We start from the raw sequence: 24928 nt of genomic DNA, 5'->3' as shown, positions 1-24928 counted from the left end.
ATTTACAAGTCAAAAACATGCTTCTAACAACGTAACGGAAGTCGTCACCATAAAATCATGTCGGAATCGGGGGGTAAGTCACGTAACAGTGAAGGCAACAGGTACGAAGAGCCCCCTCAGTGTTAATGATTTGTTTTACGTGCAACAAAAACAGTACGCGTACGCCGGAAGCGTATTGACCAGAGGTAGATAATTTCACCGTCAGATTTACTCGTCTCGGCAGCAGTTCTCTGACCTGGTTAATTGGCTAGTCTTTGAAAAAACAGTCGGTACGGTTTCAGTGCTTTCGCTGGTATTGCTTACAAAACAAAGGGACATGAGAGTCTCAGAGCCTACAAGACATTCCCCCATCGAACGATGGGGGATGAGGTTAAAGGACGCCGTGTTTAATAGGCAGAGACATTCATTAAGCTGTCAACCGAAGCCTGCGCGCAGGACTGGCCTCCCTGGGGGCATGCCCGGACCTGAACCGTGACGGATGAGGGCGGTTTTCTGTCTCCGGCGGCGGGAATATCCAGAGGGAAACTCCAGGTCCCGTCATTCGCGACCTGCGCCTGGCTGACAGGGGATGTGGCTGCTTCCCCTGTATCATTGTTTATACCACTGACCGTAACCGTATCGCCCGACCTGCCTGTTCCGCTGACCATATACGGCTGATTAATACGTCGCCAGTCACGGGCGCCTTCCTGAGGATAGTTAATAGTGACCTGTCGGTTAAGCGCTATGCGATAGTGTCTTTCCTCACTGGTCACGCTTTTATCGGCATATTGTCCATAAATTGTATAGCTACCGTTGCTGCCATCACGGGCCTTACAGCTCCACTCCCCCCGGTCACTGCTTCTGGTCCGGCACAGGCTTGCATCAAACGTCCTGCCATCTTTTTGCGCATACAGCACTATATCGGTGTCGGGTCTGGCCGTTCCCGTCAGGCTGTACTGGTCATTGCTGTCGAATGTTGTGATGGACGCATGCTCTTCCGGCGTTAAGATAAACAGGTGGTACACCACCGGCTTGATGCTGTAATCGCTGATGGCCGGCACGCCCAGCGTCTGGTCACTGTACGTCTGAACGGCCGTGATGCGATAGCTTCCCTCCACGGCGGGATACGTGACGCCGCAGTTCCAGCTGCCGTCGCTGCCAACAGCCACATTCTGGCAGGTATCGTCGAGGCCCGAGACTGTCACCCGGGCGCCCGGCTGGCCGGTACCCGTTATCTGGTACGACTCCGCAAGGGTGGTGCCGGTTGCCGGCGTGGTGATTGCAAGCCACCGCGGATAAAGCACCTCCAGCCCCTGCGTGGCATCCGGGCTCGACAGCATGCTGTCATTATGAATGCGCCAGGCGAACACCTCCAGCTTATGGCCGGCAGGCATCGCTGCGGTTATGGGGACCTGCCACAGGGTCGGGTCGTTATTGTACGTGACGGCAGGCACCGCGCCCGACAGCCATTTTGCCGTATCCGCATCGTAAATACCGGTCATCACCGTATCTCCTTCCGGGACCTGACCGTAAATATGACAGTCATTACCGCAGTCCCAGATTTGCCCGTTATACGGCGAGGCGATGCTGAACGCCGGGCCGCCGGCGGGCGGGCCATAGCACTGACCGCTTTCGCTGAGCTGATAGCCACCCGGGCAGCCGTCGGCACTGACGGGACCCGCGGGCGGGGGTGACGTGCAGTTGTGCGTGGCGGCATCGTAGGTGTAGTCCGGGGGGCAAATCCGCCCGGCCGGCAGGCCGGAATTACCCGGGTCGCTGCCGCTGCCCGGCCGGAACGCGCATTTACCGTTGCTCAGAACCTCTCCCACCGGGCACTTGTCATTGTGGTGCGGCGGCGGCGGCGGGAATGGCGGTTTACCTCCCGGCGGCGGTGGCGGGAACGGCGGAAGCGGCGGAGGAGGCAATGCCGGTAACCCCGGCGGCGAGGCCGGCGGGTCATTCGCATCCGGCTTCTTGTCATGCTTCACGGTAAAATGCACGGGGACGGCCTGCTTATTATCATCCGTATCGGTGGCGTTCACGGTGTAAACCCCGTCCGTTGGGGTGGCAAATGGCTTCGCGCAGCTCCAGTAGCCATTCGATGACGCCCGGGTCTGGCAGTCCGGCTGCCCCGCCAGCATTTTCCCGGACGTGCCGGACGAGCCGCTCAGGGCCACGTTCAGGTCTGCACCGGGTGCGGCTTTACCGGAGACGCTGACCGTCTGTGCACTGGTAGTTGAGCCATTATCCGGATGGCGGATGGAAGGCGCACTGCCGTCCAAGAGCGTGAAATACGTGCTGGCCGTTTTGTCCGGATAACCTTTGCGGGTAAATGTAACAATAATCTGATACCGGCCGGCGCTGGCTTCATCCTTTGGTATTTCCACCGGTTTGTTATCGACGCATCGCCAGTTAATTGTTGGACCTGCTTTTGGCGAATTATCTTTTTCCAGCCCGCAGGATGCCGTCGGTTCGTCAGGCTTGTCTGCCGGGTAAATTCTGGCAGAAGCAGGCATGTATCCTTCCTGAACCTCGATATTTCGGTTGTAAAAACCCGTTATCGTGATGCCCGGGTCGGTGGCCTGCTGAACGTCAAATTCCTGCCCCTTATCGTTGTGAAAAACCTGCTCAGGCGACGTAAAGGTGATATCACCATCTCCCACCGAAAAGTAGGTGGTAATGCTGGTTTCATTTGGGGAGCCCTCCTGTTTAAAAAATGCCACAACCCCATATTGCCCGGCTTCAACAAGCGTCAGGCGCTCATTCCCTCTACAGTACCAGGCGACACCCTCTTCAGTCCCGGCACCACCATTTCCCAGAGAGCATTCTTTAACGTACTTACTGGTTCCGTTTTCCAGTCGATAAATGTCAGCCGTTGCCGGACGATAATCCTCGTCACGATATTCGGAGACAGGCATACGCCCGGTAATTTCAATACCTTTTCCCTCAGCATAAGTGAGCGGGTAGACATCACCTTCCCCCGAACGACTGACCTGTGTGGGAGTCAGGAACGTTGCCTGGGTGGAAACAATGACCTGAGTATGGGCTAATAAACTTTTTCCAGGGCCGCCGCTAAACAGACCGTACATATTTAATGTATATAATCTTCCCGGAGTGAGGCGTCCCTGATATGTACAACTCCAGTTGGCACTATTTCCTGCTGGTATTTTACACAATGTGGTGGTGGTTTTATCTTTTTCATCAAAAGCATCAATTCTTAAATTCAGAGCCGTGGCACCATTCCATTTCACTTCGCCTTCTAGAGGCAGTGGCAGCAACGGTGAAATCGTTGTCAACTCACCTTCCGGGTTAGTGAATTCTGCATGTACAAAACTCACGTCGGTGGTTTCAGTTTCCAGCGGATTTTTCTGTAAAGTGGCCGCCTCTTCTGTCAGATAACTACTGACGGTAAGCGTGGTTTTATCCCAGTCCCCCCGGGTATAGCGTATTAACCATTTACCGTTTTCATCAACCTTAGCTCCGTGAGCCTCGCTTCTTGGCTGGTTTGTGTTGAGAACCAGAAATCTCCCCGGGGTGCCTCCCCTAAAAGGGGAAGGTCAACAAAGGTGTCCACATAGCTATATTCTGCTGGCGGCTTGTCAATGATCAGTGGAGTGACATTGCGCCCGTCAACAGAATAGCTGACCGTGACTGTCGTGACCGGTTGTGGTGTCTGAGAGGCAGCCTGCGGGTACCGGTTTTTTTCAGTATCATGCAGAACGCTGATTTCAAACCGATAGTGCAGAGCCGCGTTCCGGGTCGCCGGGTCTGCCGGAAGGGTGCAGCTCCAGTCTCCCTGCGGTGACACCGTGACGGCCTGCAGAACGACGCCGTCAGTATCCTGGCAGGGGGTGTCATTACCGTTACCGGATGCAGATAACCGGGCCCGGAGCGTGTCGCCGGGGTTACCGGTGCCGGTGAGGGTATAGGTCGTGGTGGTTTTAAAGGTTTCTTCCGGACTTTTTTCGGGAAAAGTGATGTTCAGCGGTTTGCCGTCCGGGATAAGCCGGATATCAACGCTGTCCTGCGAGCCGTCAGCCCGTGTTGCCAGGATAGTGTAATCTGAGGGTGCACTGCTGCCGGCCTCAAAGAGCTTATCTGTGGATAAGGTACACGCGCTGCCCTGACAGGAGAACGCGCCGGGCGGATTTAAATCACTTAATGTGCCGTCTGCTGCGCGGCGTTTGAGCGTCACGCTGCTGAAGGATTTATCCCCGTACCAGGTCACCGTCAGGGTGCGGGCGTCACGGGCGAAGGTCTGCCCGTCGACCGGCGTTTTAATCACCGGCACGTCCTGGCCGGCAATCCAGATCAGAGTATCTTTATTTATCAGGGAATCCATCGAGTCAACTTCATCACCAAACGATGACACGGCAACTATTTTACCGGGCCGTCCCGTGGCGGGATGGGGCGCCTCTCCTGTAAAAGGCATCGACAGCACCGGACCTCCGGAGTCTCCCCGGTCGTTGCTTCCTGAAGGTGGGTAATCCGGTAAGATTTTTTCAGTCGGTGCAACCTGTGAATGAACAGCGTCTCCCCCGACACCATCCGTGGCTAAAGTCCTGGTTATAATGGTTGCCCATTTGAGCTTTTTGCCGGGGGGTTCCTGTTTACCGTATCCCATGGGCAGGATAAAGTCGTTGGGGCGGAACGCATACCCGTGGAACAGGGGGGCTGAGGTCACCACCTTCACCCCTGCCGGATACGGTTTTGACAGCTTTAACAGCACCACATCTTTCTGTGGCTCACCCTTCGTTCCCTTCCAGGGAATAATGTCCTGTACCGGGACACCATTTTCGTCCGGCAGCGTCTTTGCGTCAGAGCCGGCCCAGTATACGCTGAAGGAAGCTGCAAGCTTATTACCTTCATTATCGAAAACGCAGTGCCTCGCGGTCATCACCAGTGACGGGGTAATAAACTGACCTGTGCAGTTGCCTCCAGCATCTTTGATATAAGCAATCCATGAGGGGGGGTCTGACGGGTAGTCCTGGCCGCCCGTGATGGCCTTCCCTGTGGTCAGATGCGGCTCGCCGGAGGACGATACCGCCGGTCCGGTCGGGGCGCTGCACGCGCCGCTGAGCGGCAGGGCTGCAGCAAGCAGTAACCCGGCCAGACGGATTTGTTTTTTCTTCATTATAATCATTTTTGCTTCCTGCTGGCCTGTGATGGTGTGCCGGTACCCGTGACGTTAATGATTTTCTCCTGCATCCCTAAATCCACTCCATTTTTCTTCTGCCTGATGGTCAGCCGGTATTCCCCGCTGCCGCTGGAGGGACCGGGGTTCACAGCCTGCCACTGGCCATCACTTCTGACGGTGACGCTGTCAATGGCATACCAGCCGTTGTCGAGGGAGATATCGATGGTGGCTCCCGGCTCACCCGTGCCGCTGATGGCGTACCGGGTGCCTTCCGGCACGTTCTGAGCGGGGACCTTTACGTCAGGTGCCGCCGCCAGGGTCAGGGTGCGTGAAACGACAGGGCTGCTTAACCCCTGCCAGGTCTGAATGAAACTGAAGGCACAGCGCCCTGCTCCGGTGATGGGGGATGTCGTCCAGGCGCTGCCGTTACTGCCCGCGGTACCTGACCCGCAGTTATCTGAGGTATAGGTGACGGTTGCGCCGGACTGCTGCTGTCCGGACAGAGTGACCGGGGAATTGACCAGGGCATTATCTGGCGGTGAGGTGATGGTCAGGGGGGCGGCAATCATATAGGTATATTCTGGATTGGCATCCCCATTGATGGGAGGATCAAATTTTGTTGAAAACGTATGTTTTCCGGCAGCAGGCATGAAATATTGACAGTTCCAGGTTCCATAATCGACATTCGCTGTCACCCGCCCTGCGTATTTTCCATCCATATAGCACTCCATATTACCGGCAGCGTCTTTGGGGGTAACAGTGCCAGACATGGTGAAAGCGGACCGAGTATTATCAATCCAGCCGTTATTGGCTGGTGATGTTATCTGGGCTTTCCTGTCAGATGGAGGTTCGTTAATGGTAAATGTCCAGCCATCTTCTGTTTTCTGAGAAATCGGGGGAGAAGTGATAAGATGGGTGGAATAATAAGTCATGTTATTAAATGCGCCCATGCATCCGGAAGAAGCCTCATTACAGCTGGCAACAATGTACGGTGGGGGCACGGGTCCATCTTCTGCCTGGTTTTTGGATGAATTGATAATAGTTTCTGCATAAAAAAGGCCGTTGTACCAGGTACAGTCGGTAATTCCACAATTTATCGGTCGATGTACCATCCCAAGAGAGCCCGAATACGCATCGGGACGGCCCTGAATTTCAAACGCAAAGGCCTGCCATTTAAAATTTTGCCAACAATTTCCAGAATCCTTATCGTTCCACTGGAGCTCTGCAGAGCTTCCGGCGGGCAGACTGGGTGTATCAGGAACAAGTTTTACCTCAGTGACACATTGATAGGTGCCTGCGCCCTGAAGATAATCACTGATAACTACGGTGTGCTGGCTATTATTTTTAATGTGTATGGTATGCCATTCTGATGCCATGCAACTCAGAGGCAACAGTAATATTAGCATCAATAAATGTCGCGTTATTTTCATTAACTGTTTTAATCCTGTTAGCGTATCTTGATAGGGTGAGAAAAATTTGTCACATATTGATTGTGTCTGCCGTATATTCCCTTGGGGAATTTATATCCCTGTTGAATTTTTTAAGCATTGAACTTTCCTTTACATTTTTGACGGAAAATCTATTCCCTGTGTAATGAATCATTGTGCTACAACCTCAAACCGCTATAGCAGGCGGCTGTAACTGCTGCCTGGCCACCACCCCGTACAGGAATAGTGCATATTCTGGCCGATCGCGCAGGACGTTATTTGCCTGTAAAGGAACCCAATGGGACACTCCAGACGTCAAACGGAATGGCCGATAATCAGAGATGGAGCACATTTTCCGTGCCCGCAGGGTACAGAGGCGACGGTATCTTTCTGCATGCAAGTGCTGTTCGTAAATAGCAGGGAATCCAGATCTTTGATGCTCCCCGTTAACCCCCTCGACCCTTTTTGGCTTCTGTACATATGTTTCAGTGCCGCACGAGTGGTCAGAAATGCCCCTTCAAGATGAACAGCTATACTCTTCCGCCAGTCAGTTGTATTTCCCGATCCACCTCTTCGCATGAGGCCAGACTGAGGTCAGCAATAACGACTAACGCTTCTTCAGAAGTCATCATTAACACCATCTCTCTGCCAGGGCCTCTCACGGCCCCGGTAACAAGTAGTGTTTTACCCGCGAAGCTTTTCATTCCTGTCCCAGGTTGATCACCCTAGATCACCACGATGGTGAAGTAAGCGAAGGTATAAACGGCGCAGGGCATCCAGCGTAACAGCGTCGTCGGTGAACTCTAACGAGCCTGCTGACGTTACCGCGAGTTTTCGCCAGTGCGCTGCCAGACTTCGGTATGAAACATAGAGTTGAAGATAGATAGTCGGTGGGGATTGCGCGGTGCGGCAATGCCAGCGTAAAGCTGAACGCCGCAAGTCGTGAGAAATAGTCATCTGCCTGTTGCAGAGGCGCTACCAACATCGGCATTGCTGGCTAGTTTCTCATCGCAGATATGGTATCTTCACCAGGAAAAGTCTGGTCACGCCAGCTGGACATCACATCAGTCTGTAAAAATAAACAATACAGCACAACGTATCTGCAAAGATAAAATGCGCGTTCCCCTCGCTGACTGGCTTTGTGTGCCTTCATCTCATAAGGAAACAATAAAATGGAAATACTAAGAATTTTGGCTCATTGCACCACCCTGTCAACGACCACTGCTGGAAACACCACCTTCTATCTGATTGTAAACAGGAATGACCCTACAGGAGCTAACCGGAGAATACTGGTTGATTTGTCGCACCAGACACGAACTCAGTCAAACTATGTCTCCAGTATCCAGAAGGTGATGAATGACTGGGATTGTTACGATTTACTGCTTTTCGTCAATTCAGTCACGGTCAGTCTGCCTCCCAACTTGCCTGCACGTGACTGGTGGTTAATTAATGCCGCAGCGGAACCTGTCCAGACCGGGGGTTATGAATGTTTTCCGCTGCTATACCAGAATCATGATGTGGAGTATCACGGCCTTCAGTGTTGGGTTCCGGCGTTAAGAAAGATGATGTACCAACGGGAAGTGCTGGAATATGTCGGGATGATCAATAATTCATAATAATGGACTTTCACCTGCACAGATAATCAGCCATTCCAGATGGCTGATACAATTGTGATGCTCCATCTGGATACGAATAATGCATCAGGCAGTAGAGGGTAAGCAATACATCACCATAGCTGCAATACGCAGGTGATATTTGGGGGCCGGGGGAATCGCCCGGATACCCGCAACCATCCCCCGTACGTCAACGCTAACACCATTACTCCCCCACCACGATACTTCACTCAGGGAATAACCCCCACCATTAACCACCCGTAGCAATCACTCACGGTAATACTACCCCCGACTCATCCCGATTGACCTGTAGCCGTCGTCATAACATTTGGTATGGTCTTTTGCCAGATACTCCATACGCTTCAGCAAGTCGGTAACCTGTTGCATATAATCAGGAGATTTTCTGTTTAAGTAATAACATCCGTTTCGGGGCATATTCACTAAGGCTGAGTACTGCTCCGGTGCCAGACCTAAAGCACTACACCACGCCTGCCGGATTAATGCATATAAACTGTCATCGGCATTATATCGCCCGGCACCGCGGTAGAGGTCTTTATTCAGCAGAAGTAATATATGGTAATGCTTCCGGCGGTTACGCTCACCCACTTCACGTACCCATACATACCGTAACCGGTTATGCCTGTTACGCCCCCAGCGCTTGTTTTTACGTTGACAATCGACCAGCAGCTTAGCCTTCAGTGATTCAATAAAACGGGTCATCTCTCTGTTCGAATCACCATACCGGTAATCTCCCGGAAATCGTAAATCCACACGTAACGCTAACGTACGTGGAAATTCTTCTGCAGCATTACCAGCCACATCGTAAAATGCCTGCTGGTAATCAGCATTCAGGGAATTGTCTGGCATATATAAACCTGAATAAATAATTAACATTACGATAAGTGAGAGTAAGCCACCATACGATTGGCAATCTTGGTAATGTTACATGCAGATATACCCATGAACATTATCGGATAATAATCATTAACCGTATGGCGTTACATAATCAATGTGTATTGCGTTATAATTAACTGGCTGTAAGGTATAGTGTATTAGTATGTTAATAATAATTAACCTGAACAAAGAGTATATGTATTACTGACAAACATATATTACTATACCGACAGTGAATTCATCAGTGAAAATATAACAATAAGCACTTCCCGCTGAGCAAACACCAAGAAAATAATGAGCATGAAAGTAATTTCACTCTGATATTAGTTTCCATTTCCCACCCGTTTTACTCTCTAAAAACCTGCTACAGTCGCAACTGTAGCAGCTCCGTAGAATGAAAAAACGGGGTTTCTGGTATAGGTATTATCATCAAAGTCGCGGCCACGAAACACCATCCTGGCCCCGTAGAGACCATAATCAATTTCTATCACCTTTGCTTTTTCTAGGTTCCTCATGACGGTTTCCAGTAACGTTCCTTTTCGCAGGACATTAGGGCCGAAACGCCTGATGCTGTTAAACCTCAGAGAACGTTTTCCTGTGGTTTCCATTTTATGATGCAGCCATGACAATAGTAATGCCTCATAATACCCTTCCTCATACCCAAACAGATTCATGGCCTGTTGCATATACCACTCGCATAATATCCAGGCGCTTTCAACATATTCTTTTTTAATCGCAGTGGAGCCGTCTATAAAACAGGCAAACAGAGCAGATAATCGCGCAACATTGTTGGACAGTTTGGAAGCAAAGTCATTCATGCTTCCATAGGCTTTATCGGGGCGTATCAGGCTTTCAATATGGTTATAAATGCAGTCCCACTCGTACTGTGCCGCCGGTTCAAAAAAAGCCTGCTTTTTTATCCCTGAACCTTCATTTGCCCGGTACTCTTCTGACAAATCGACAATACGCTGATGAAAAACGTCCAGAGAATATGAATCATGATAATGAGGGCGAATAAAACGCTCTCCCTGCGTGGAAAGACTTTCATCGATATGAACCACCAGGCAACGGGCAAAAAAACCGCTGCCGCGGGCTTTTTCACCCTGCCTGTTTTTGTAGGAATCAAACACCTTTTTTTGCACCATCACGGACAGCGTGATATTTCCTTCCTCTATGGTGAAACTCTTCGTCGTTTTACGTTCAACATGGAAGCTGACACCGTCCCACAGGGAGTTAATAAAACTCAAATCTTTCATAACCTGTCTGTCCAGGACATTAGCGCCCTCATCTGCAATCAACCCCACATCTGATGAGTGGTTATACATCGCTGACTGTAAAGCCTCAGGGGTAACGTTATTGTAAATCATTCGGCTGTTTTTAGGTGGCACGGGTATATCATCATTTAATGCCTGCAGCCGTTGTTCCAGTACCCTGGTACATTGCCCTTTTACGGCAGCCTTTCTTATCTGGCTTAAAAGGCCCTTTTGTTTTTCACGCCAGATGACCTGGCTGACGTCGTGTTCTTTTTCTTTTAATCTGAACTGACGCAGGTTGTCCGCATCACGCTGATAAAAGGGTTTCAGCATTTTTCTGTCTACCGATGTTTTCCGCTCGCCTGAGTTTGCGATGACCAGCAGAAACAGTGACACAGGTGAAGTCACGCTCTCATTGACCCTGACTTCAATCAGCCCCTGACAGGCCAGTGACATCGCGCTTATTGCGGATGATACAATAAGTGGAATGGGGGCCTGTGTAAGCTTATGAACATCTTTAACAGCCTCACGTAAGAATGGCGGAATAGCGCTTAACGGGAACTCACTCATAAATCACCTGTGGATTGTTTAACGTTTGTGTTAATTACAAATCGCAAACCATGTAGCAGAAGTCAATATAAAAAGACGAGAGACAGTCCGTTCCGACAGCACCGGACTAAATTAGTCAGGGGGCAGCTTTCGGCGTTTTCATTCGCCTGTGATTTCTTTATTAACGAAATAAAAAACAGGCAAATAATACAGCCCTGATACCCCCCCGGCCAGTTAATATGCGTTTGTATGTTTTTAAATGATTCTCAGCTATATATCACCTGACTGAATTCCCTCCCGCTTATTTTCAACAGGTCATCTCCACCGGATGGCCTTTTTTATTTCAGAGGCGCTTATGAAACATCTCTCAGGTCATGCCCTTATACGCCGCCATCTGCGGCGGTATCCGCACGCACTGCGTCAGCATCTGGTGCAGGAGCTTAACCGGCTGGTCACTTACGAACCCGTGATTGGCATCATGGGCAAAACCGGCGTCGGGAAGTCCTCGCTGTGCAACGCGCTGTTCCGAAGTCCGGTCTGCGCCGTCAATGCGGTGGAAGCCTGTACCCGCCAGCCACAGCGTGTCCGCTTGCGCTTCGGGAGCCATTTTCTGACGCTGGTGGATTTACCCGGCGTGGGCGAGAGCGTTACCCGTGACGGCGAATACCGTGAGCTGTACCGGACTCTTCTGCCACAGCTCGACATGGTGCTGTGGGTACTCAAGGCTGATGACCGCGCATATGCGGTGGAAGAGCAGTTTTATCAGGACGTGTTCGCACAGTTCAGCGGGCCGCACCCGGCGGTATTGTGGGTGCTCAACCAGGTGGACAAGACCGAACCCGCTGAGTTGTGGAACTGGCCGTCCGCCCGGCCCTCGCCGTTACAGGCTGAACACATTGCGCACAAGCAGCGGACGGTGGCGCGTCAGCTGCAGATTGCTGAGCAGGATATTCTGCCGGTCTCCGTCAGGGGACGTTACCGTGTGTCACGCCTGGTGGAGGCCATGATTACCCGCCTCCCAAAGCAGGCCCGCAGTCCGCTGGTCCCTCATCTGCAGAACGGATACCGCACCGACGCCGTCATTAGCCTCGCCCGCAGCAGCTTTGGCGATGCCGTGGTGGAGGTGATTGATAAGGTCATTGACCTGGCCCCGCTGCCGCAGGTGGCCCGCTCGGCGCTGCGTGGCGTGACCCACACCGTCGCCCGTGCGGCACGCTCCCTGTGGGGTTTTTTCTTCGGCTAGGCTCTTCACTTTCGATGTTCCTCCCCGCCGTTTTCGATAAGTATTTTTGTTTTATCACGATCGATTTCGTCGATCGACCCGATCGATATTCATCGCTGTACCTGATAAGTCCCGCAGCGACATAATCCACGGGGAACCGTGTCATTACGTAATTTCTTCATTAAAAATCAATGCGATAAATCGCAGGCTTTGTCACGTCTTAAGGAGTGAACATGAATAAACATTATACCGCCACTGCAGCCATGATGCTGCTGGCAGCCCTTTCCTCAACTGCCGGTGCGACTGAAAACGACATCATGAAGGTCGATATTCAGAAGAACATACAGGGTATCAATGTCACCGTGACGGCTAAAACTGACACCGTCGTGATTAAGAATATTGACGTCAACCGGGGCAAATGCCCGCTGCTGACAAAGGGGACCATCACATATCAGGGCAGACGGCTTGAGGGATGGGTGGCGCAGGGTGCAACCTTCACGCCCACCACGATGCACTTTGCTGATGGTCTGACCTGGCATTTCGGCCACACATACCTTCAGCCACCGGCGGGCGTGGTCTGCAGCTTCCTGGAAGCAAGGGTATTCACCGACCAGGGCACCTTCACGGTCACCGAATAAACCGCTTCCGGCATCGCCTTCTCATCTTCCCGGCTTTCACATTGTTTATTAAAGGAAAAGTACTGTGTCATTCAGAACAATTGTGCCGCTAACCCTCGCACTCTGTTTCTCTGGTCAGGCGCTGGCGTCCGGCCGCCACGATACCTGGACCCGCGGCTTCGCGCAGGGTACGGCGGAATACACCATCACCGGCAAGGGGCAGTCACAGCTGTATCTCGCCTGCGACAGCTCCGGCTCACAGGCTGCCACCATCATCTTCACCGACGCAGACGGCCATCAGGTCAGCATGGACAGCGGTCAGACCCTGACGATGAAAATTGATAACGAAGAAGAGGCCAGCCTCAGCGAAAGTGCATCCCATGCCGGGGAAAGCAGCCTGATGTGGGCGTGGAACAGGCTGCGTACCGGTAAGCACGTGGTCGTATCCGGTTCGGGTACAAAACCGGCTGTCTTCACGCTGAACGGTGCTTCCGGAGTCATACCGCCGTTTGGCGATAACGGCTGCGTGGCAAAATTTGATATCCAGTAATCTCTTCTGCCACATAACAACAACGCTACCCCGCAATACTTAGCAGCTCCTGAGCCAGCACCACTCCACGCCCTGCTCATTTGAGCAGGGCGTTTTTCTGTGCCTCTCAACAGGAACTGAATATGCAAGTCACTGGCGATATGCCATTACCACCAGGCCCGTTCACCCGCAGACAGGCTGAATCCGTGGCGGCGCTTTACCACAACGTCACCCCTGAAGACGACCAGGGGACGCATTTTCGGCTGGTCATTCGCGACAGTGCTAATCAGTTGACCCGGCGGGCGTGGAATTCCTGTCAGCCACGGTATCCCCCGGACTGACTCACCACGTTCCTTAGCCGAATAGCCGCCACACCACCAACAGGCCATGCTCCCCACAGGAGCATGGCTTTTTTGTTTATGCCGTTAAATCAACCATAAGGAAAAATCAACATGTCCAGCCACACCCTGCCACTGTTCACCCCGGAAGAAACCGTTCCTGCTGCAGCTCAGCCGCAGATTGCTGCCACACGCGTCCCGGACGAACAGCGCATCCGCTTCTGGCCGCTGCACTTCGGCAGCATACCGCAGTGGATAATCCTTGAACCGGCTGTCTTCGCGTGGATGGACCGCTTCTGCGCAGACTACAGCGGAGGTATCTGGAATTTTTACACGCTGAGCAACGGGAGTGCGTTTATGGCCCCGGAAGCGGATAACGATGAGCCGTGGTCACTGTTTAACACCCTGAACGGCAATGGCGGCGAACTCAGCGCCGAAGCCGCAGGGATTGCCGTCTGTCTGATGGCGTACAGCCACCACGCCTGCCGCACCGGGTGCGACGCCATGACGGAGCACTACTACCGCCTGCGGGACTATGCGCTCAGTCATCCTGAATGCAGCGCCATCATGCGCATCATCGACTGAGGTCAGCCGCTATGGAACAACAGTTACCGCTGTTTGCTACCGGCCTCGCGCCGTCAGCACAACAGACCATCCGGGAAGCCTTAAACCTGCTGGAATGCCAGCTGCGCCAGCCAGGCTCGCCACTCACCTCCAGCAATGCCGTCCGGGACTGGCTGCGTCTGCAGCTCGCCACGCTGGAGCGCGAAGAATTTACCGTACTGTTCCTTGATAACCAGCATCGTCTTATTGCTCACGAAACGCTTTTCACCGGCACCATAAACCATACGCAGGTTCATCCCCGGGAAGTGGTGAAATCCGGTCTGAAGCATAACTGCGCCGCTGTCATCGTGGCGCATTGCCACCCGTCCGGGCTCGCCGAACCCAGCAATGCTGACCGGCTTATCACCACGCGTATTCAGCAGGCGCTGGAGCTGGTTGATATCCGCCTCCTTGACCATCTGGTGGTAGGCGGCATGGATATCGTCTCATTTGCAGAGAGGGCCTGGCTGTAAGGAGACCGGTGATGAAAATTATCAGTAAACGGCAGGCTATGGCTATTTACCGTCAGCATCCGCACTCCCGGTTATTTCGGTTCTGTACCGGACGGTATCAGTGGTCCGGCAGCATCTGCCATTATGCCGGCCGGGAAGTACAGGATATCAGCGGTGTGCTCGCAGTCTTTGCGGAGCGCCGTCAGGACCGCAACGGCCCGTATGTTGTATTGCACAGCGTCACGCTGAATTAACACACGCGTAAGGAGAGCTAAAATTGTCGAATAAAATACCGGCAGTAAATCACGGTATCGCTGACAGAGCCAGCATAACCGGTCAGTTCATCGACGCGGATTTGCACCATCTCGATCATGCGTTTTCACTGCTGTTGAAACACCTGGAACTGATGCTGGTATCCGGTGAGCTTAATCCCCGCTATCGGCACGGTGTCACGCTTGATGCAAAAGGGTTGACTTACGACACCGGTTCCCTCGGTTAGCATGGGTATGTCTATAATGCGATTTACCCACACCATTAGTAACCACATAAACCTTCATACTGATTTCCCTCGTTTTAATCTATCAACAAAGAGATCCCGCTATGCAAACCTATTCATTATCCTCCACGCAGGAGGCTTCACCACGCCCATCATCCGTGGAGATCTGTCAGCGGCTTCTGATCCACCGGCTGTACCGTCACTACGAGCTGTCGCTAAACGATACGCCATTCTGCAACGACAGCGTGATTCAGGAGCATATAGACGCCAGCATCTCGCTGTGCGACACCGTGAATTTTATCGTGGAGAAATACGACCAGGTTCGTACAGACCGTCGCGGTTTTAACGCAGAAATTCAGTCGCCGCCTCTCACTAGTATCGACATTTTTCGCGCCCGTAAAACCAACGGGTTGATGACCCGCAACAATTCCAAAGTGATGAACGATATCACCACAGGTAAATACCGTGAGGTGAAGTCATGAAGCCGTCCCAGACTGTGGAGCCCGATACCTTCAACGTTCTGGTCCACAACATGGGCCGGATCGCTATGGATATCGATGGTATTGAACTGGCCGACCAGACCAATGTGGTCTGTGATAATGGGTATACACATCGCGTTGCTGACGAACCTGGAAAACTGGTTATTGAAGATCCGCTGCCGCCCGTCGCCCGCGTGCACGGTATCCAGTGCAGTACCGCACATATCACCGAAGCCGACAACACCCTGCTGTACAAACTGTCTCACCAGCATGAAGAATTTGGCGAATCAGAATGGATACTTTACACCGGCTCGGGCTACATACTCCGTCTGGGTGCGTGGACGTTTCCAGTCCTCCGCCTCAAACGCCTTGGGGTGTCGAAAGCCTGCCGCCGGTTAGTTGTGACACTAATGTGTCGCTACGCCGCTGGAATTGTTTATCTGGATGCATTTGGAGAAGTACTGCCGGGCTTCGCTACGTTCGACTGATGACCCAACCTCAATCACCATGAGGAAAGCACATGCCGGAATTGACCACCGAAGCGGCACTCAACGTTCTGATTGGCGGGCTGCAGGACAATACAAATTGTGACAGTGCGATTGACTTCGACAACGATGAATGTAGTACAGATTTGGCAGCGTTGTTGCCATGGATAGAACACGTGCGCAGGGATGTTTGTAACCTTCGCCATCTTCATCGTCTGCAACAAGCCCGTACAAATTAGCCATCTGTTCGTGCTCATCACATACGTACACGCGCCAGCCCTCACCGGCTGGCGCTTTGCTTTACATAAAGGAAATAAATGATGCCAAACCTTACTATCACCGAAGCAGAAGTATTAAATGGCCATACTGAAGTTATTTGTTCCACCAGCATTGAGCGCATTGTCATCGGACGTAACGCGGCACTGTCGAAGATTGAAACGCTGATACAGCAGCTTGACGATATTTCGACGCTGACCCGAAATATCGGCGGAAAAACCGCGATGGACTGGGCTATGAAGCAGGATTTCCGTTGCGGCTGCTGGTTAATGGAAAAAAGAGAAGCTGCGATGAAAGCCATCACCCGTAATCTCGATCGCGCTATCTGGCGAGATTTGATGAAGAATTCGGGGATGCTTTCGCTCATGGACGCTCAGGCGCGTGACCAATGGTACAACAGCCTGGAAAAGGATGATATTCCTGCTGTCAGTGAAGAGAATATCCTTAGCACATTTGAACAGTTACACCTGAATAAAGGAGAAGTGTTTGAGCGCGGTGTGATAAATGTGTTCAAAGGTTTAAGTTGGAATTACAAAACGAATAGTCCCTGCAAGTTTGGATCGAAAATCATCGTCACAGGGCTGGTCAAATGTGACCAGTGGGGATTCGGGCTGAACTGGGGCTGGCAGCGTGACCGGTTAGCAGACCTTGAACGCATGCTGATGCTTTTGGATGGAAAACCTGTCCCAGACAACCGTGCAGACGTTACCCGTCGCTTGGGAGACCACATCCATGCTAATCGACACAGTAACCGTTACGAGGATGAGATGTTTGCGATTAAATACTTTCAGAAGGGAACGGCGCATATCACCTTCAGACGACTTGACCTAGTCGATAAACTCAATGACATCATTGCCCGGCATTATCCGGGAGTTCTTGCAGCGAGATGAAAGAGTGAGGAGTTGTCCGATACCTTCGCAGGTGAGCCAGCACAAGCCAGACGGCAATAGTATACTGGATGGCATACTGGAAAACGAAAGAAAAGAAAAAACCCAAGCCGTATAAGGGCTTGGGTTTAATATTTGGCGGAAGCGTAGAGATTCGAACTCTAGAACCCTTTCGGGTCGCCGGTTTTCAAGACCGGTGCCTTCAACCGCTCGGCCACGCTTCCAAAGTGAGGCGCACTATAAACATCTATTAGCGCCTTGTAAAGCAGGAATTTTTCTATTTCTACGCCCTGGCGTTTAACTGCGCAAAAAATCGCTCATTCCCCGATCCCCGCGTCGCTCTCTCCCACTTGTACATACCGTTACACGGCAACGCTCATCCTTCTAAATCGCTCTGGTATAGAATGCCCCAAAATAGACGGCCATTTGTTGTGTAATTGTTATAAAGCCGGTTATCAACGGATTTTAGAAAATTGCCGCCATGTAGTCTTACTGGTTAATGATGAAAATCAAAAATACGTTTTGCTTACATATCCTGATGGCAGCCCTGGCCATTTTATTCCTCAGCATTCACCCGCTGGTGACCAGCTTTGATCCGCCGCTTAAATTCCAGCCGCTGATCAAATCCATGGCGGGCACACCGAAAGAACAAGCGGAAAAAATTGCCACCATTTCCCATGCCCTGGAGGGGAATGCCATTTTCTTCATTGGTGCCTCTGAAGTTGCCACCTCCGAAGATGAACATTACGCGGTCTATCATTATTTTAATCAGCAATTACACCAACCCGTCGTGGCGTATGGCGATGCGTTTGTCGATGATGAAACACAATTTTTACTGTTTTCACGTTTTAAAAATAGCCTTAACGCAAACAGTAAAGTGGTTTTATTGTTGGCACCTGACAGCTTTTACTCAAAAGGTCTGCCACCCGCTATCTATGCGGATAATTTTCCGGGCTCTGTTTTTGATTCCCTGATGAAGGATCCGCAGGCACGTCCGATCCTCGTGAATTATTTAAAACATATTGATGCTAAAGAGATAAGCCATTTAACCTTTGGGCAAATGCGTGTCTTCGGCTGGCACCCCGATCTGATTTGGGATGAGATCGGTTTCCAGTTCGCTAATTTTTGTACCCTGATAAAAAACGACTGGCTGTCGCTGCTCAATATCAGGCCTGAGACGGCGCAACCCTGGCCGCAACAGCCAACCACCCACATGACTCCGGACTGGAATAAAGAGCTGGCGAATGCCCGTGAATTAAATAAAGTTCGCCAGCAAAGCGCGGCGACCCTGTGGATGGACAAAACGATTTACGAAGAGGACGGTAAGCCGCAGCAGTGGGATGACACGCCGGTGGTGCCCGGCCAATTCGCCGCGTTCAGGAAAACCGTCCAGCTGCTGAAGGCACATCACGTGCAGGTCATTGCTATCGTCGACCCGGTTAACCCGTGGGCGCTTTACCATACCGACACTTTCCGCCCGTACGATAAGCAAATTCAATCCATTCTGAAAGAGAACCAGATCCCTTATTTAGATATGTACGCTATGCCTTATCAGAATGGCTGGAACTGGGACCGACTGCACCCGACTGAACTGGCCTGGGTGCCTATGCTTCGCTTTATTGCACAGAGTTTTAAATAATGAAAATCGCGATCCGTCTGTTTTTCCTTTATCTCCTGCTTGGGATCACCATCGTCGCGTGGACCGCTGTCGATGACAGCATGAGTATGCAACTGCATTTTGAATATCAGAAATTCTGAGGCCGAATGATGTACAGCTCAGGGCTGTTTTTTGTCTGTTTATTTTCATCGGCAGGGGTATTTGCGCTGATCAATCGCCTGCTGCGCCATCGCCTGACCTGGTTATCGTCCTTGTCCGTCCTGACAGCATTGGGCTGGGGCTATATTTTTCAGGGCGATTATCGTATTCCGGCGATCGTTTTTGGCTGTTTTTATCTTTTCGCCACGTTAAAAGAAAAAGGATGGTTAAAAACCTGGCAGGCGATCGTGTTAACGCTGCTGCCACTGTTTTTGGTGAAATTACATTTTAATCACCATCTCGGCATGATCGGTCTCTCTTTTATGACCTTTCGCGCGGTGGATGTGCTGTTGTATCGCAGTAAAAAAGAGGGCCAGAATATTCTGCACTATTTCTGCTACCTCTTTATGCCCTTTATTATTCTGGCCGGGCCGATGTACCGCTGGCGGACATGGATGAGCGATGTGAATAAACCCGCATTCACCCTTAACCGTGAACAATGTTTAACAGCGTTAGAGCAGATCGTCACCGGTATCATCCAGAAGTTCCTGTTTGCCATGCTGATCGATTCGCTTGTGGTGCAGCCCTGGAGCCATAAGCCGTTTTCGCTGACCGTCGGCGTGGTGATGTCGAGTGCTTACAGCGCCTATCTGTACTTTGATTTTGCAGGTTACAGCAATATGGCCATCGGTGCCGGGCGCTTATTCGGGCTGAATATTCCGGCAAACTTCAATATGCCGCTGCTTGCAAAGAACCCTCAGGACTTCTGGCGGCGCTTCCACATCAGCCTGTCTGAATGGCTGCGCGATGTGGTGTTTATGCCCGTCTATATGAACCTGATGAAGTTCAACTTTTTCCGTCAGAACAAAACGCTGGCGCAAAATATCGGTATTTTTTGCACCCTGTTCTGCATGGGGGCATGGAATGGCCTGGAACGCCATTATGTCATCAGCGGCGCGCTGTTTGGCGCCATTTCTGTCGCACACAACATGCTGCTGTGGTCAGCCAAACGCAGCCCGGCATTACACCGCGGTTTGCAGTATCCGGCAGTGGCGTTTTTGGGGCGAATTCTGACGCTGGGCAGCGCCGCAGGATCCCTTTACATCTTTAGTGGAATGTCTCCTCTATGAAAAATCACACCGATCTGCAGGAACTGCAGGATTTCTTACGTGCGGCATTGCGCGATCCCGCCTCCCCGCAGCAGCTGGCCATCACGGGTAGCGACGAAACCCTCAGCTGGCTACAGCTTTCCGCCGCCGTGATGGACTGGGCGGAACGCTATCAACGCTGCAAGCCTATCGAAGGCACACCGGTCGTATTATATGGTCATCAGCAGGCCGAGTTCGCCGTGGCGATTTATAGCTGCCTGTTGCACAACATTCCGTACATCCCGGTGGATTGCATCTACCCGCAGGAGCGGCTCCGGGAGATTTGTAGCCTGGCCAGTGTCCCTTACTATTACGACGTGGCAACCCGGCAGTTTATTGCCACCGGTGAAGCGGGCAAGGTCCTGGAAGAGCAGGATCTGGCCTATATCATGTTTACCTCAGGCAGCACCGGCAAACCGAAAGGCGTGCAGATTGGACGTGAGAGCGTCTGGCACTTCATGAAATGGGTCAGCCAGGACTTTTCCCTGCCGGCAAAACCGGTGCTGATGAACCACGCGGTGTTCAGCTTTGACCTCTCCCTGATCCCTTTGCTGGCGAACCTGGCGATGGGCGGACACATCGTGCTCAACGCCAAAGAGGATATTCAGAAAGAGAACTGGCTGGCGCGACTCAAAAGCAACGCGGTCTCCGCCTGGGTGTCCACGCCCTCTTTTGCCTACCAGCAGCTGCTGTCCCCGCAGTTTAACAGCGAGTATTTGCCTGAACTCGGCGTCTTTATCTTCATTGGTGAAGTGCTCAATAAAGCGCTGGTTAAACAGCTGCGCCGCCGTTTCCCGCAGGCCAAAATCATCAACTCCTATGGCCCAACGGAAGCGACCATCGCGACGACGGTGGTTGAAATTACGGATGAGATCCTTAACCAGGACAGCGCCGTGCTGCCGGTGGGGGTCATGATGCCGGAGAGCAGAATGGACATTTCCGCCGAGGGCGAGCTGATTATCTGGGGTAAAAACGTCATGCGCGGCTACCTCGGCCTGCCGCAGGAGAACGCGGCAAAATTACTGCATCGGGAAGATGACGCGTGTCGCGGCTACCGGACCGGCGATCTGGGTTATGAAGCGGGGATGATCTATTGCCAGGGTCGCAACGATAGTCAGGTCAAACTGAATGGCTACCGTATTGAAATCAACGAGATCGAAAACCGTCTGCTGGCCATGTCCGGCATTAATGAAGCGGTAGTGATGCCGCTGATGAAACCCTGCGGCAGCGTGCTGCGTATTGCCGCGTTCTGCGTGACGGAAATGGCACCGGACACGATCAAAACCTCGCTGTCGAAAGTGGTTCCCCACTATATGGTGCCTTCACAAATTATCGTAAAAGACGCGTTGCCGCTGAACCCTAACGGCAAAATTGACCGCAAATTGCTGGACGCTTACGCCCGCACTCATTAATTATCCCAGGAAACATAATGGAAAACGAAATTCTCGCCCTGTTCGAAAAAGTATTATCCCGTAAAGTGGGCTTTCACGATGAGCTGATTGAATCTGATATTCTCGACTCTATTCTGGCAGTCGATATGGTGCTGGAAGTGCAGGACGTTTACGGCTGTATGATCCCGCCAACTGACGTAGCGACGGTGTTGAAGACCCCGGCAGATCTCGCCCGATATATTGAAGAGAACCGCTAAGCCCCGCGGTATGACCCCGCCCTGGGGGCTCTGGCGCGCCGCACCAGAGCCCTGAATCCAAAATGAATACCTTTCACGGGAATGAAACCCACCGCTGATATGATTTCTCCTACACTTTAGGGGTCGTGTTGTTTTTTAACAGAGGAGTCTGCGGTATGGCATTCGTAACAACGAAAGACGGCGTCAACATTTACTACAAAGACTGGGGTCCGAAAGAAGCTCAACCCATTGTTTTCCATCACGGCTGGCCATTGAGTGCCGATGACTGGGATAACCAGATGCTCTTCTTCCTTGCCGAGGGCTATCGCGTTATCGCTATCGATCGTCGTGGTCATGGACGTTCGGATCAGGTCAGTGAAGGTCACGATATGGATCATTATGCGGCCGATGCGTCGGCCGTGGTTGAAAGCCTGGATCTGCACAATGCCGTGCACGTCGGTCACTCTACCGGCGGCGGCCAGGTCGCCCGCTATGTAGCGAAATACGGCCAGCCGCAGGGGCGCGTCGCCAAAGCGGTGCTCGTCAGCGCCGTTCCCCCGCTGATGGTCAAAACAGAGAATAACCCCGGCGGGACACCCATCGAGGTGTTTGACGGCTTCCGTAGTGCGCTGGCAGCCAATCGCGCGCAGTTTTACCTCGACGTAGCCAGCGGCCCTTTTTACGGTTTTAACCGGGATGGCGCGGAGGTTTCACAGGGTACGATTCAGAACTGGTGGCGTCAGGGAATGATTGGCAGTGCCAAAGCGCACTATGAGGGGATTAAGGCGTTTTCAGAGACTGACCAGACGGAGGACTTAAAAGCCATCACGGTTCCCGTTCTGGTAATGCAGGGCGATGACGATCAGGTCGTACCGTATAAGAATGCCGCCCTTCTGCAGGACAAGCTGCTGGCGAACAGCGTGCTGAAAATTTATCCAGGCTTCCCGCACGGGATGCACACCACGCATGCGGAGACCATCAACGCGGACATTCTGGCGTTTATCCGTTCATAAACGTCAGGTTTTAAATTCACGCCAAAAGAAAAACCCCAGCTTAACGAGTAAGCTGGGGTTTATATCTGGCGGAAGCGCAGAGATTCGAACTCTGGAACCCTTTCGGGTCGCCGGTTTTCAAGACCGGTGCCTTCAACCGCTCGGCCACACTTCCTAAGTGAGGCGAACTATAAACACCTCACCGCGTGCTGTAAAGAGTGGCTGCAATCGTTCGCTGTAAAAATAGCCAAAACGCGTTTAATCGGTTGAACTGACGACATATCGGCGATTTTAACAGCATAACATTCAGCCCGCCCTCTTAGTGCTTTTTGATGTACATGTCTTTTGTGAAATAGTACCCGAGCTTATCCGGTGTAAATCCCCCTACCCACGGTTTGACCAGGTGGGTACGAACGTAGTGATAAACCGGAATGGCTGGCACATCACGGCCAAGCAGATCCTCCGCCTGCTGGTAGAACTTACCCCGTTCCCCGGCTGTTTTCGCTTTCGCGGCGTTGATCAGGGCCTGGTCGTACTCCGGATTGCTGTACTGGCTGGTATTTTCGCTGTCGCCGGTACGGAAGTTGTTCAGGAAGGTTGCTGCATCGTCGTAGTCCGCAATCCATGCGTAACGCACCGCGTCAAAGTTGTGGGTGTGCATGGTATCCAGCATGGTTTTCCACTCCTGATTTTGCAGCTTCGCGTCCACGCCGAGGTTTTTCTTCCACATGGAGCTGGCGGCAATCGCGATGCGCTGGTGCGATTCAGAGGTGTTATAGAGCAGGTTGAAGCGCAGAGGATGGCTTTCGTTATACCCCGCTTCACTGAGCAGTTTTTTCGCCTCCGCGATGCGCTTGTCCAGCGGCCAGCTGGCGTAATCCGGGTTCTGCAGCTTGACCCCACCGATGTCCGGCTGGCTAATCAGCCACGCCGGACGCTGCCCCTGCCCTAACACTTTCCCGGCAATGATGTCTTTATCCAGCGCCATATTCAGCGCCTTACGCACGCGCGCGTCGTTGAACGGCGGGCGCGTGGTGTTGAACTCGTAGTAATAGGTCGCGAGCTGCGGTGAAACGTCCAGCTCGCTGCCAAGGGTTTTCTTCAGCTGGGCAAACTGGTTAATGGGGACCGTGTAGACAATATCAATTTCACCCGCTTTATAGCGGTTCACATCTGAGGCCTCAGAGGTGATGGGCAAATACGTCACTTTGTTGATAACGGTATGCGCATTATCCCAGTAGCGCGCGTTACGCTCCGCCACAATGCGTTCGTTGACCACCCACTGAGAAAGTTTATACGCCCCGCTGCTGACGAAATGCTCCGGCTTGGTCCACTTATCGCCAAAACGCCCAATCAGCACTTTGTCCACCGGTACCAGCGACGGGTGCGCCAGCATCGCAAGGAAAGCCGCGTTTGGCTGCGTGAGCGTCACTTCCAGGGTGGTGTCGTTAATCGCTTTTACCCCCAGCGTATCGGGGGCTTTTTTCCCCTGGGCAATATCGGCCGCGTTGGCAATATGCATGTTGCCCGGATAGCTGGCATACGGTGACGCCGTTTTAGGATCGATCAGGCGCTGCCAGCTCCAGACCACATCTTCTGCGGTAATCGCTGTCCCGTCGCTCCAGGTGATGCCCGGCCGTAAATGGAACGTCCAGACGGTATTGTCTTTGTTCTCCCACTTTTCCGCCAGCCGGGGCTGAATTTCACCCGTCGGGGAGACGCTCACCAGACCTTCGAATAAATCGCTGATAATATTGAATTCGACATCGCTTTCGACTTTATGCGGATCGAGCGAAGCCGGTTCACTGCCATTATTTCTGACCAGTTCCTGTTTCTCTGCCAGCGCGGTTCCTGCCGGGACGTTGGCCGCCCAGGATGCCGTACTGGCGCACAGGATCCCGGCGGTAAGTAAAGAGAGTGTAAAGCGCGTGCGTGTTTGTGGTTTCATGTCCTTCGCCTTATTGTCTGTTTTATGACGATCCGGAGATAACTCTTAGCGCCCTAAGGGTAATAACGCAATATTTTTCAGTAACCTATAAGAGGTTGATCTGGTAAATTTTCTCAAACCGCTGTTCATTCTGGTGAAATGCATTTCTGCAGAAGAAATAACCACCTCCTTCGCTAACGTGCTGAGTAAAGATGGGTAAAACCACTTTGAGACTGGCTCGC

Annotated in this window: 23 protein-coding genes, 2 tRNA genes and 1 pseudogene; 18 read left to right on the top strand and 8 right to left on the bottom strand. The window is 52.2% G+C overall.

Annotation, left to right across the window (positions count from 1 at the left end; genetic code table 11):
• Nucleotides 1–386: 386 nt before the first annotated feature.
• The 3 genes from A4308_RS22435 to A4308_RS22430 all read right to left on the bottom strand — a co-directional run bounded on the left by A4308_RS22435 (nt 387) and on the right by A4308_RS22430 (nt 6546).
• Nucleotides 387–3317, bottom strand: a complete 2931-nt coding sequence (locus A4308_RS22435; protein WP_156491214.1) for a hypothetical protein — start codon at nt 3315–3317, stop codon at nt 387–389.
• A 110-nt stretch (nt 3318–3427) separates the two neighbouring features.
• Nucleotides 3428–5122 carry a trypsin-like serine protease gene (locus tag A4308_RS12185; protein ID WP_063308553.1) on the bottom strand — a complete coding sequence of 565 codons (1695 nt, stop codon included), beginning with the start codon at nt 5120–5122 and terminating at the stop codon, nt 3428–3430.
• Nucleotides 5119–6546, bottom strand: coding sequence for a hypothetical protein (locus tag A4308_RS22430; RefSeq protein ID WP_156491213.1), 1428 nt, complete (start codon nt 6544–6546; stop codon nt 5119–5121). Before A4308_RS22430 ends, A4308_RS12185 begins: the two co-directional genes overlap by 4 nt.
• A 1169-nt stretch (nt 6547–7715) precedes the next feature.
• On the opposite strand from A4308_RS22430, the gene A4308_RS12170 reads away from it, so the two are divergent.
• The gene (locus A4308_RS12170) at nt 7716–8159 is read left to right on the top strand and encodes a hypothetical protein (protein WP_063308550.1); all 444 of its coding nucleotides are present in this window, start codon (nt 7716–7718) and stop codon (nt 8157–8159) included.
• Between the two features lie 279 nt (nt 8160–8438).
• Here A4308_RS12170 and A4308_RS12165 read toward each other — a convergent pair whose 3' ends face one another.
• The gene (locus A4308_RS12165; RefSeq protein WP_063308549.1) at nt 8439–9023 is read right to left on the bottom strand and encodes an inovirus Gp2 family protein; all 585 of its coding nucleotides are present in this window, start codon (nt 9021–9023) and stop codon (nt 8439–8441) included.
• Between the two features lie 380 nt (nt 9024–9403).
• Nucleotides 9404–10873: a YfjI family protein gene (locus A4308_RS12160; protein ID WP_063308548.1), complete on the bottom strand. Its 1470-nt coding sequence runs from the start codon at nt 10871–10873 to the stop codon at nt 9404–9406.
• Between the two features lie 334 nt (nt 10874–11207).
• Here A4308_RS12160 and A4308_RS12155 point away from each other — a divergent pair, with 334 nt between their 5' ends.
• The 12 genes and pseudogenes from A4308_RS12155 (at nt 11208) to A4308_RS12105 (ending at nt 17239) form a co-directional block, all read left to right on the top strand.
• Nucleotides 11208–12095, top strand: a complete 888-nt coding sequence (locus A4308_RS12155) for a GTPase family protein (RefSeq protein ID WP_063308771.1) — start codon at nt 11208–11210, stop codon at nt 12093–12095.
• Between the two features lie 212 nt (nt 12096–12307).
• Complete coding sequence (locus tag A4308_RS12150; protein ID WP_063308547.1) at nt 12308–12712, top strand: hypothetical protein; 405 nt, start codon at nt 12308–12310, stop codon at nt 12710–12712.
• A gap of 64 nt (nt 12713–12776) precedes the next feature.
• Nucleotides 12777–13241, top strand: coding sequence for a hypothetical protein (locus tag A4308_RS12145; RefSeq protein WP_063308546.1), 465 nt, complete (start codon nt 12777–12779; stop codon nt 13239–13241).
• Nucleotides 13242–13363: 122 nt separating this feature from the next.
• On the top strand, nt 13364–13561 hold the full coding sequence (locus A4308_RS12140; RefSeq protein WP_063308545.1) for a DUF905 family protein: 198 nt from the start codon (nt 13364–13366) through the stop codon (nt 13559–13561).
• 111 nt (nt 13562–13672) lie between these two features.
• Nucleotides 13673–14143 (top strand): antirestriction protein, encoded by a 471-nt coding sequence (locus A4308_RS12135; RefSeq protein WP_063308544.1) that lies wholly within the window; start codon nt 13673–13675, stop codon nt 14141–14143.
• A gap of 11 nt (nt 14144–14154) precedes the next feature.
• Complete coding sequence (radC, locus tag A4308_RS12130) at nt 14155–14634, top strand: RadC family protein (protein ID WP_063308543.1); 480 nt, start codon at nt 14155–14157, stop codon at nt 14632–14634.
• Between the two features lie 11 nt (nt 14635–14645).
• Entirely contained in the window at nt 14646–14867 is a 222-nt protein-coding gene (locus A4308_RS12125; RefSeq protein ID WP_063308542.1) for a DUF987 domain-containing protein, read from the top strand.
• A 50-nt stretch (nt 14868–14917) separates the two neighbouring features.
• Nucleotides 14918–15112: pseudogene (locus A4308_RS12120) on the top strand (type IV toxin-antitoxin system YeeU family antitoxin); the annotation flags it as partial.
• A gap of 101 nt (nt 15113–15213) precedes the next feature.
• On the top strand, nt 15214–15591 hold the full coding sequence (locus tag A4308_RS12115) for a TA system toxin CbtA family protein (protein ID WP_063308540.1): 378 nt from the start codon (nt 15214–15216) through the stop codon (nt 15589–15591).
• Nucleotides 15588–16076: a DUF5983 family protein gene (locus A4308_RS12110; RefSeq protein WP_063308539.1), complete on the top strand. Its 489-nt coding sequence runs from the start codon at nt 15588–15590 to the stop codon at nt 16074–16076. The genes A4308_RS12115 and A4308_RS12110 overlap by 4 nt, the downstream gene beginning before the upstream one ends.
• A 32-nt stretch (nt 16077–16108) precedes the next feature.
• On the top strand, nt 16109–16312 hold the full coding sequence (locus A4308_RS21860; RefSeq protein ID WP_071890832.1) for a DUF957 domain-containing protein: 204 nt from the start codon (nt 16109–16111) through the stop codon (nt 16310–16312).
• A gap of 81 nt (nt 16313–16393) precedes the next feature.
• Nucleotides 16394–17239: a DUF4942 domain-containing protein gene (locus tag A4308_RS12105; RefSeq protein WP_063308538.1), complete on the top strand. Its 846-nt coding sequence runs from the start codon at nt 16394–16396 to the stop codon at nt 17237–17239.
• A gap of 133 nt (nt 17240–17372) precedes the next feature.
• On the opposite strand, the gene A4308_RS12100 is transcribed toward A4308_RS12105, so the two are convergent.
• Nucleotides 17373–17460: transfer RNA gene (locus A4308_RS12100), tRNA-Ser, on the bottom strand.
• 278 nt (nt 17461–17738) lie between these two features.
• Here A4308_RS12100 and A4308_RS12095 point away from each other — a divergent pair.
• The 5 genes from A4308_RS12095 to A4308_RS12075 all read left to right on the top strand — a co-directional run bounded on the left by A4308_RS12095 (nt 17739) and on the right by A4308_RS12075 (nt 22780).
• Nucleotides 17739–18875, top strand: coding sequence for a D-alanyl-lipoteichoic acid biosynthesis protein DltD (locus A4308_RS12095; RefSeq protein WP_049010820.1), 1137 nt, complete (start codon nt 17739–17741; stop codon nt 18873–18875).
• 128 nt (nt 18876–19003) lie between these two features.
• Nucleotides 19004–20122 carry an MBOAT family O-acyltransferase gene (locus tag A4308_RS12090; protein ID WP_045281291.1) on the top strand — a complete coding sequence of 373 codons (1119 nt, stop codon included), beginning with the start codon at nt 19004–19006 and terminating at the stop codon, nt 20120–20122.
• On the top strand, nt 20119–21552 hold the full coding sequence (locus A4308_RS12085; RefSeq protein WP_045281277.1) for an AMP-binding protein: 1434 nt from the start codon (nt 20119–20121) through the stop codon (nt 21550–21552). Before A4308_RS12090 ends, A4308_RS12085 begins: the two co-directional genes overlap by 4 nt.
• A 17-nt stretch (nt 21553–21569) precedes the next feature.
• Nucleotides 21570–21788: an acyl carrier protein gene (locus A4308_RS12080; RefSeq protein ID WP_023332630.1), complete on the top strand. Its 219-nt coding sequence runs from the start codon at nt 21570–21572 to the stop codon at nt 21786–21788.
• 155 nt (nt 21789–21943) lie between these two features.
• Nucleotides 21944–22780 (top strand): alpha/beta fold hydrolase, encoded by an 837-nt coding sequence (locus A4308_RS12075; protein ID WP_014883268.1) that lies wholly within the window; start codon nt 21944–21946, stop codon nt 22778–22780.
• A gap of 66 nt (nt 22781–22846) precedes the next feature.
• On the opposite strand, the gene A4308_RS12070 is transcribed toward A4308_RS12075, so the two are convergent.
• Nucleotides 22847–22934: transfer RNA gene (locus A4308_RS12070), tRNA-Ser, on the bottom strand.
• A 144-nt stretch (nt 22935–23078) separates the two neighbouring features.
• Nucleotides 23079–24707: an ABC transporter substrate-binding protein gene (locus tag A4308_RS12065; protein WP_023338218.1), complete on the bottom strand. Its 1629-nt coding sequence runs from the start codon at nt 24705–24707 to the stop codon at nt 23079–23081.
• Nucleotides 24708–24928 lie beyond the last annotated feature (221 nt).

This window comes from Enterobacter sp. ODB01 (assembly GCF_001623605.1).
In the GTDB taxonomy this organism is placed as follows: domain Bacteria; phylum Pseudomonadota; class Gammaproteobacteria; order Enterobacterales; family Enterobacteriaceae; genus Enterobacter; species Enterobacter kobei.
Note: the sequence above shows the minus strand (reverse complement) of the source record. Positions and strands in the feature narration are given on the sequence as shown.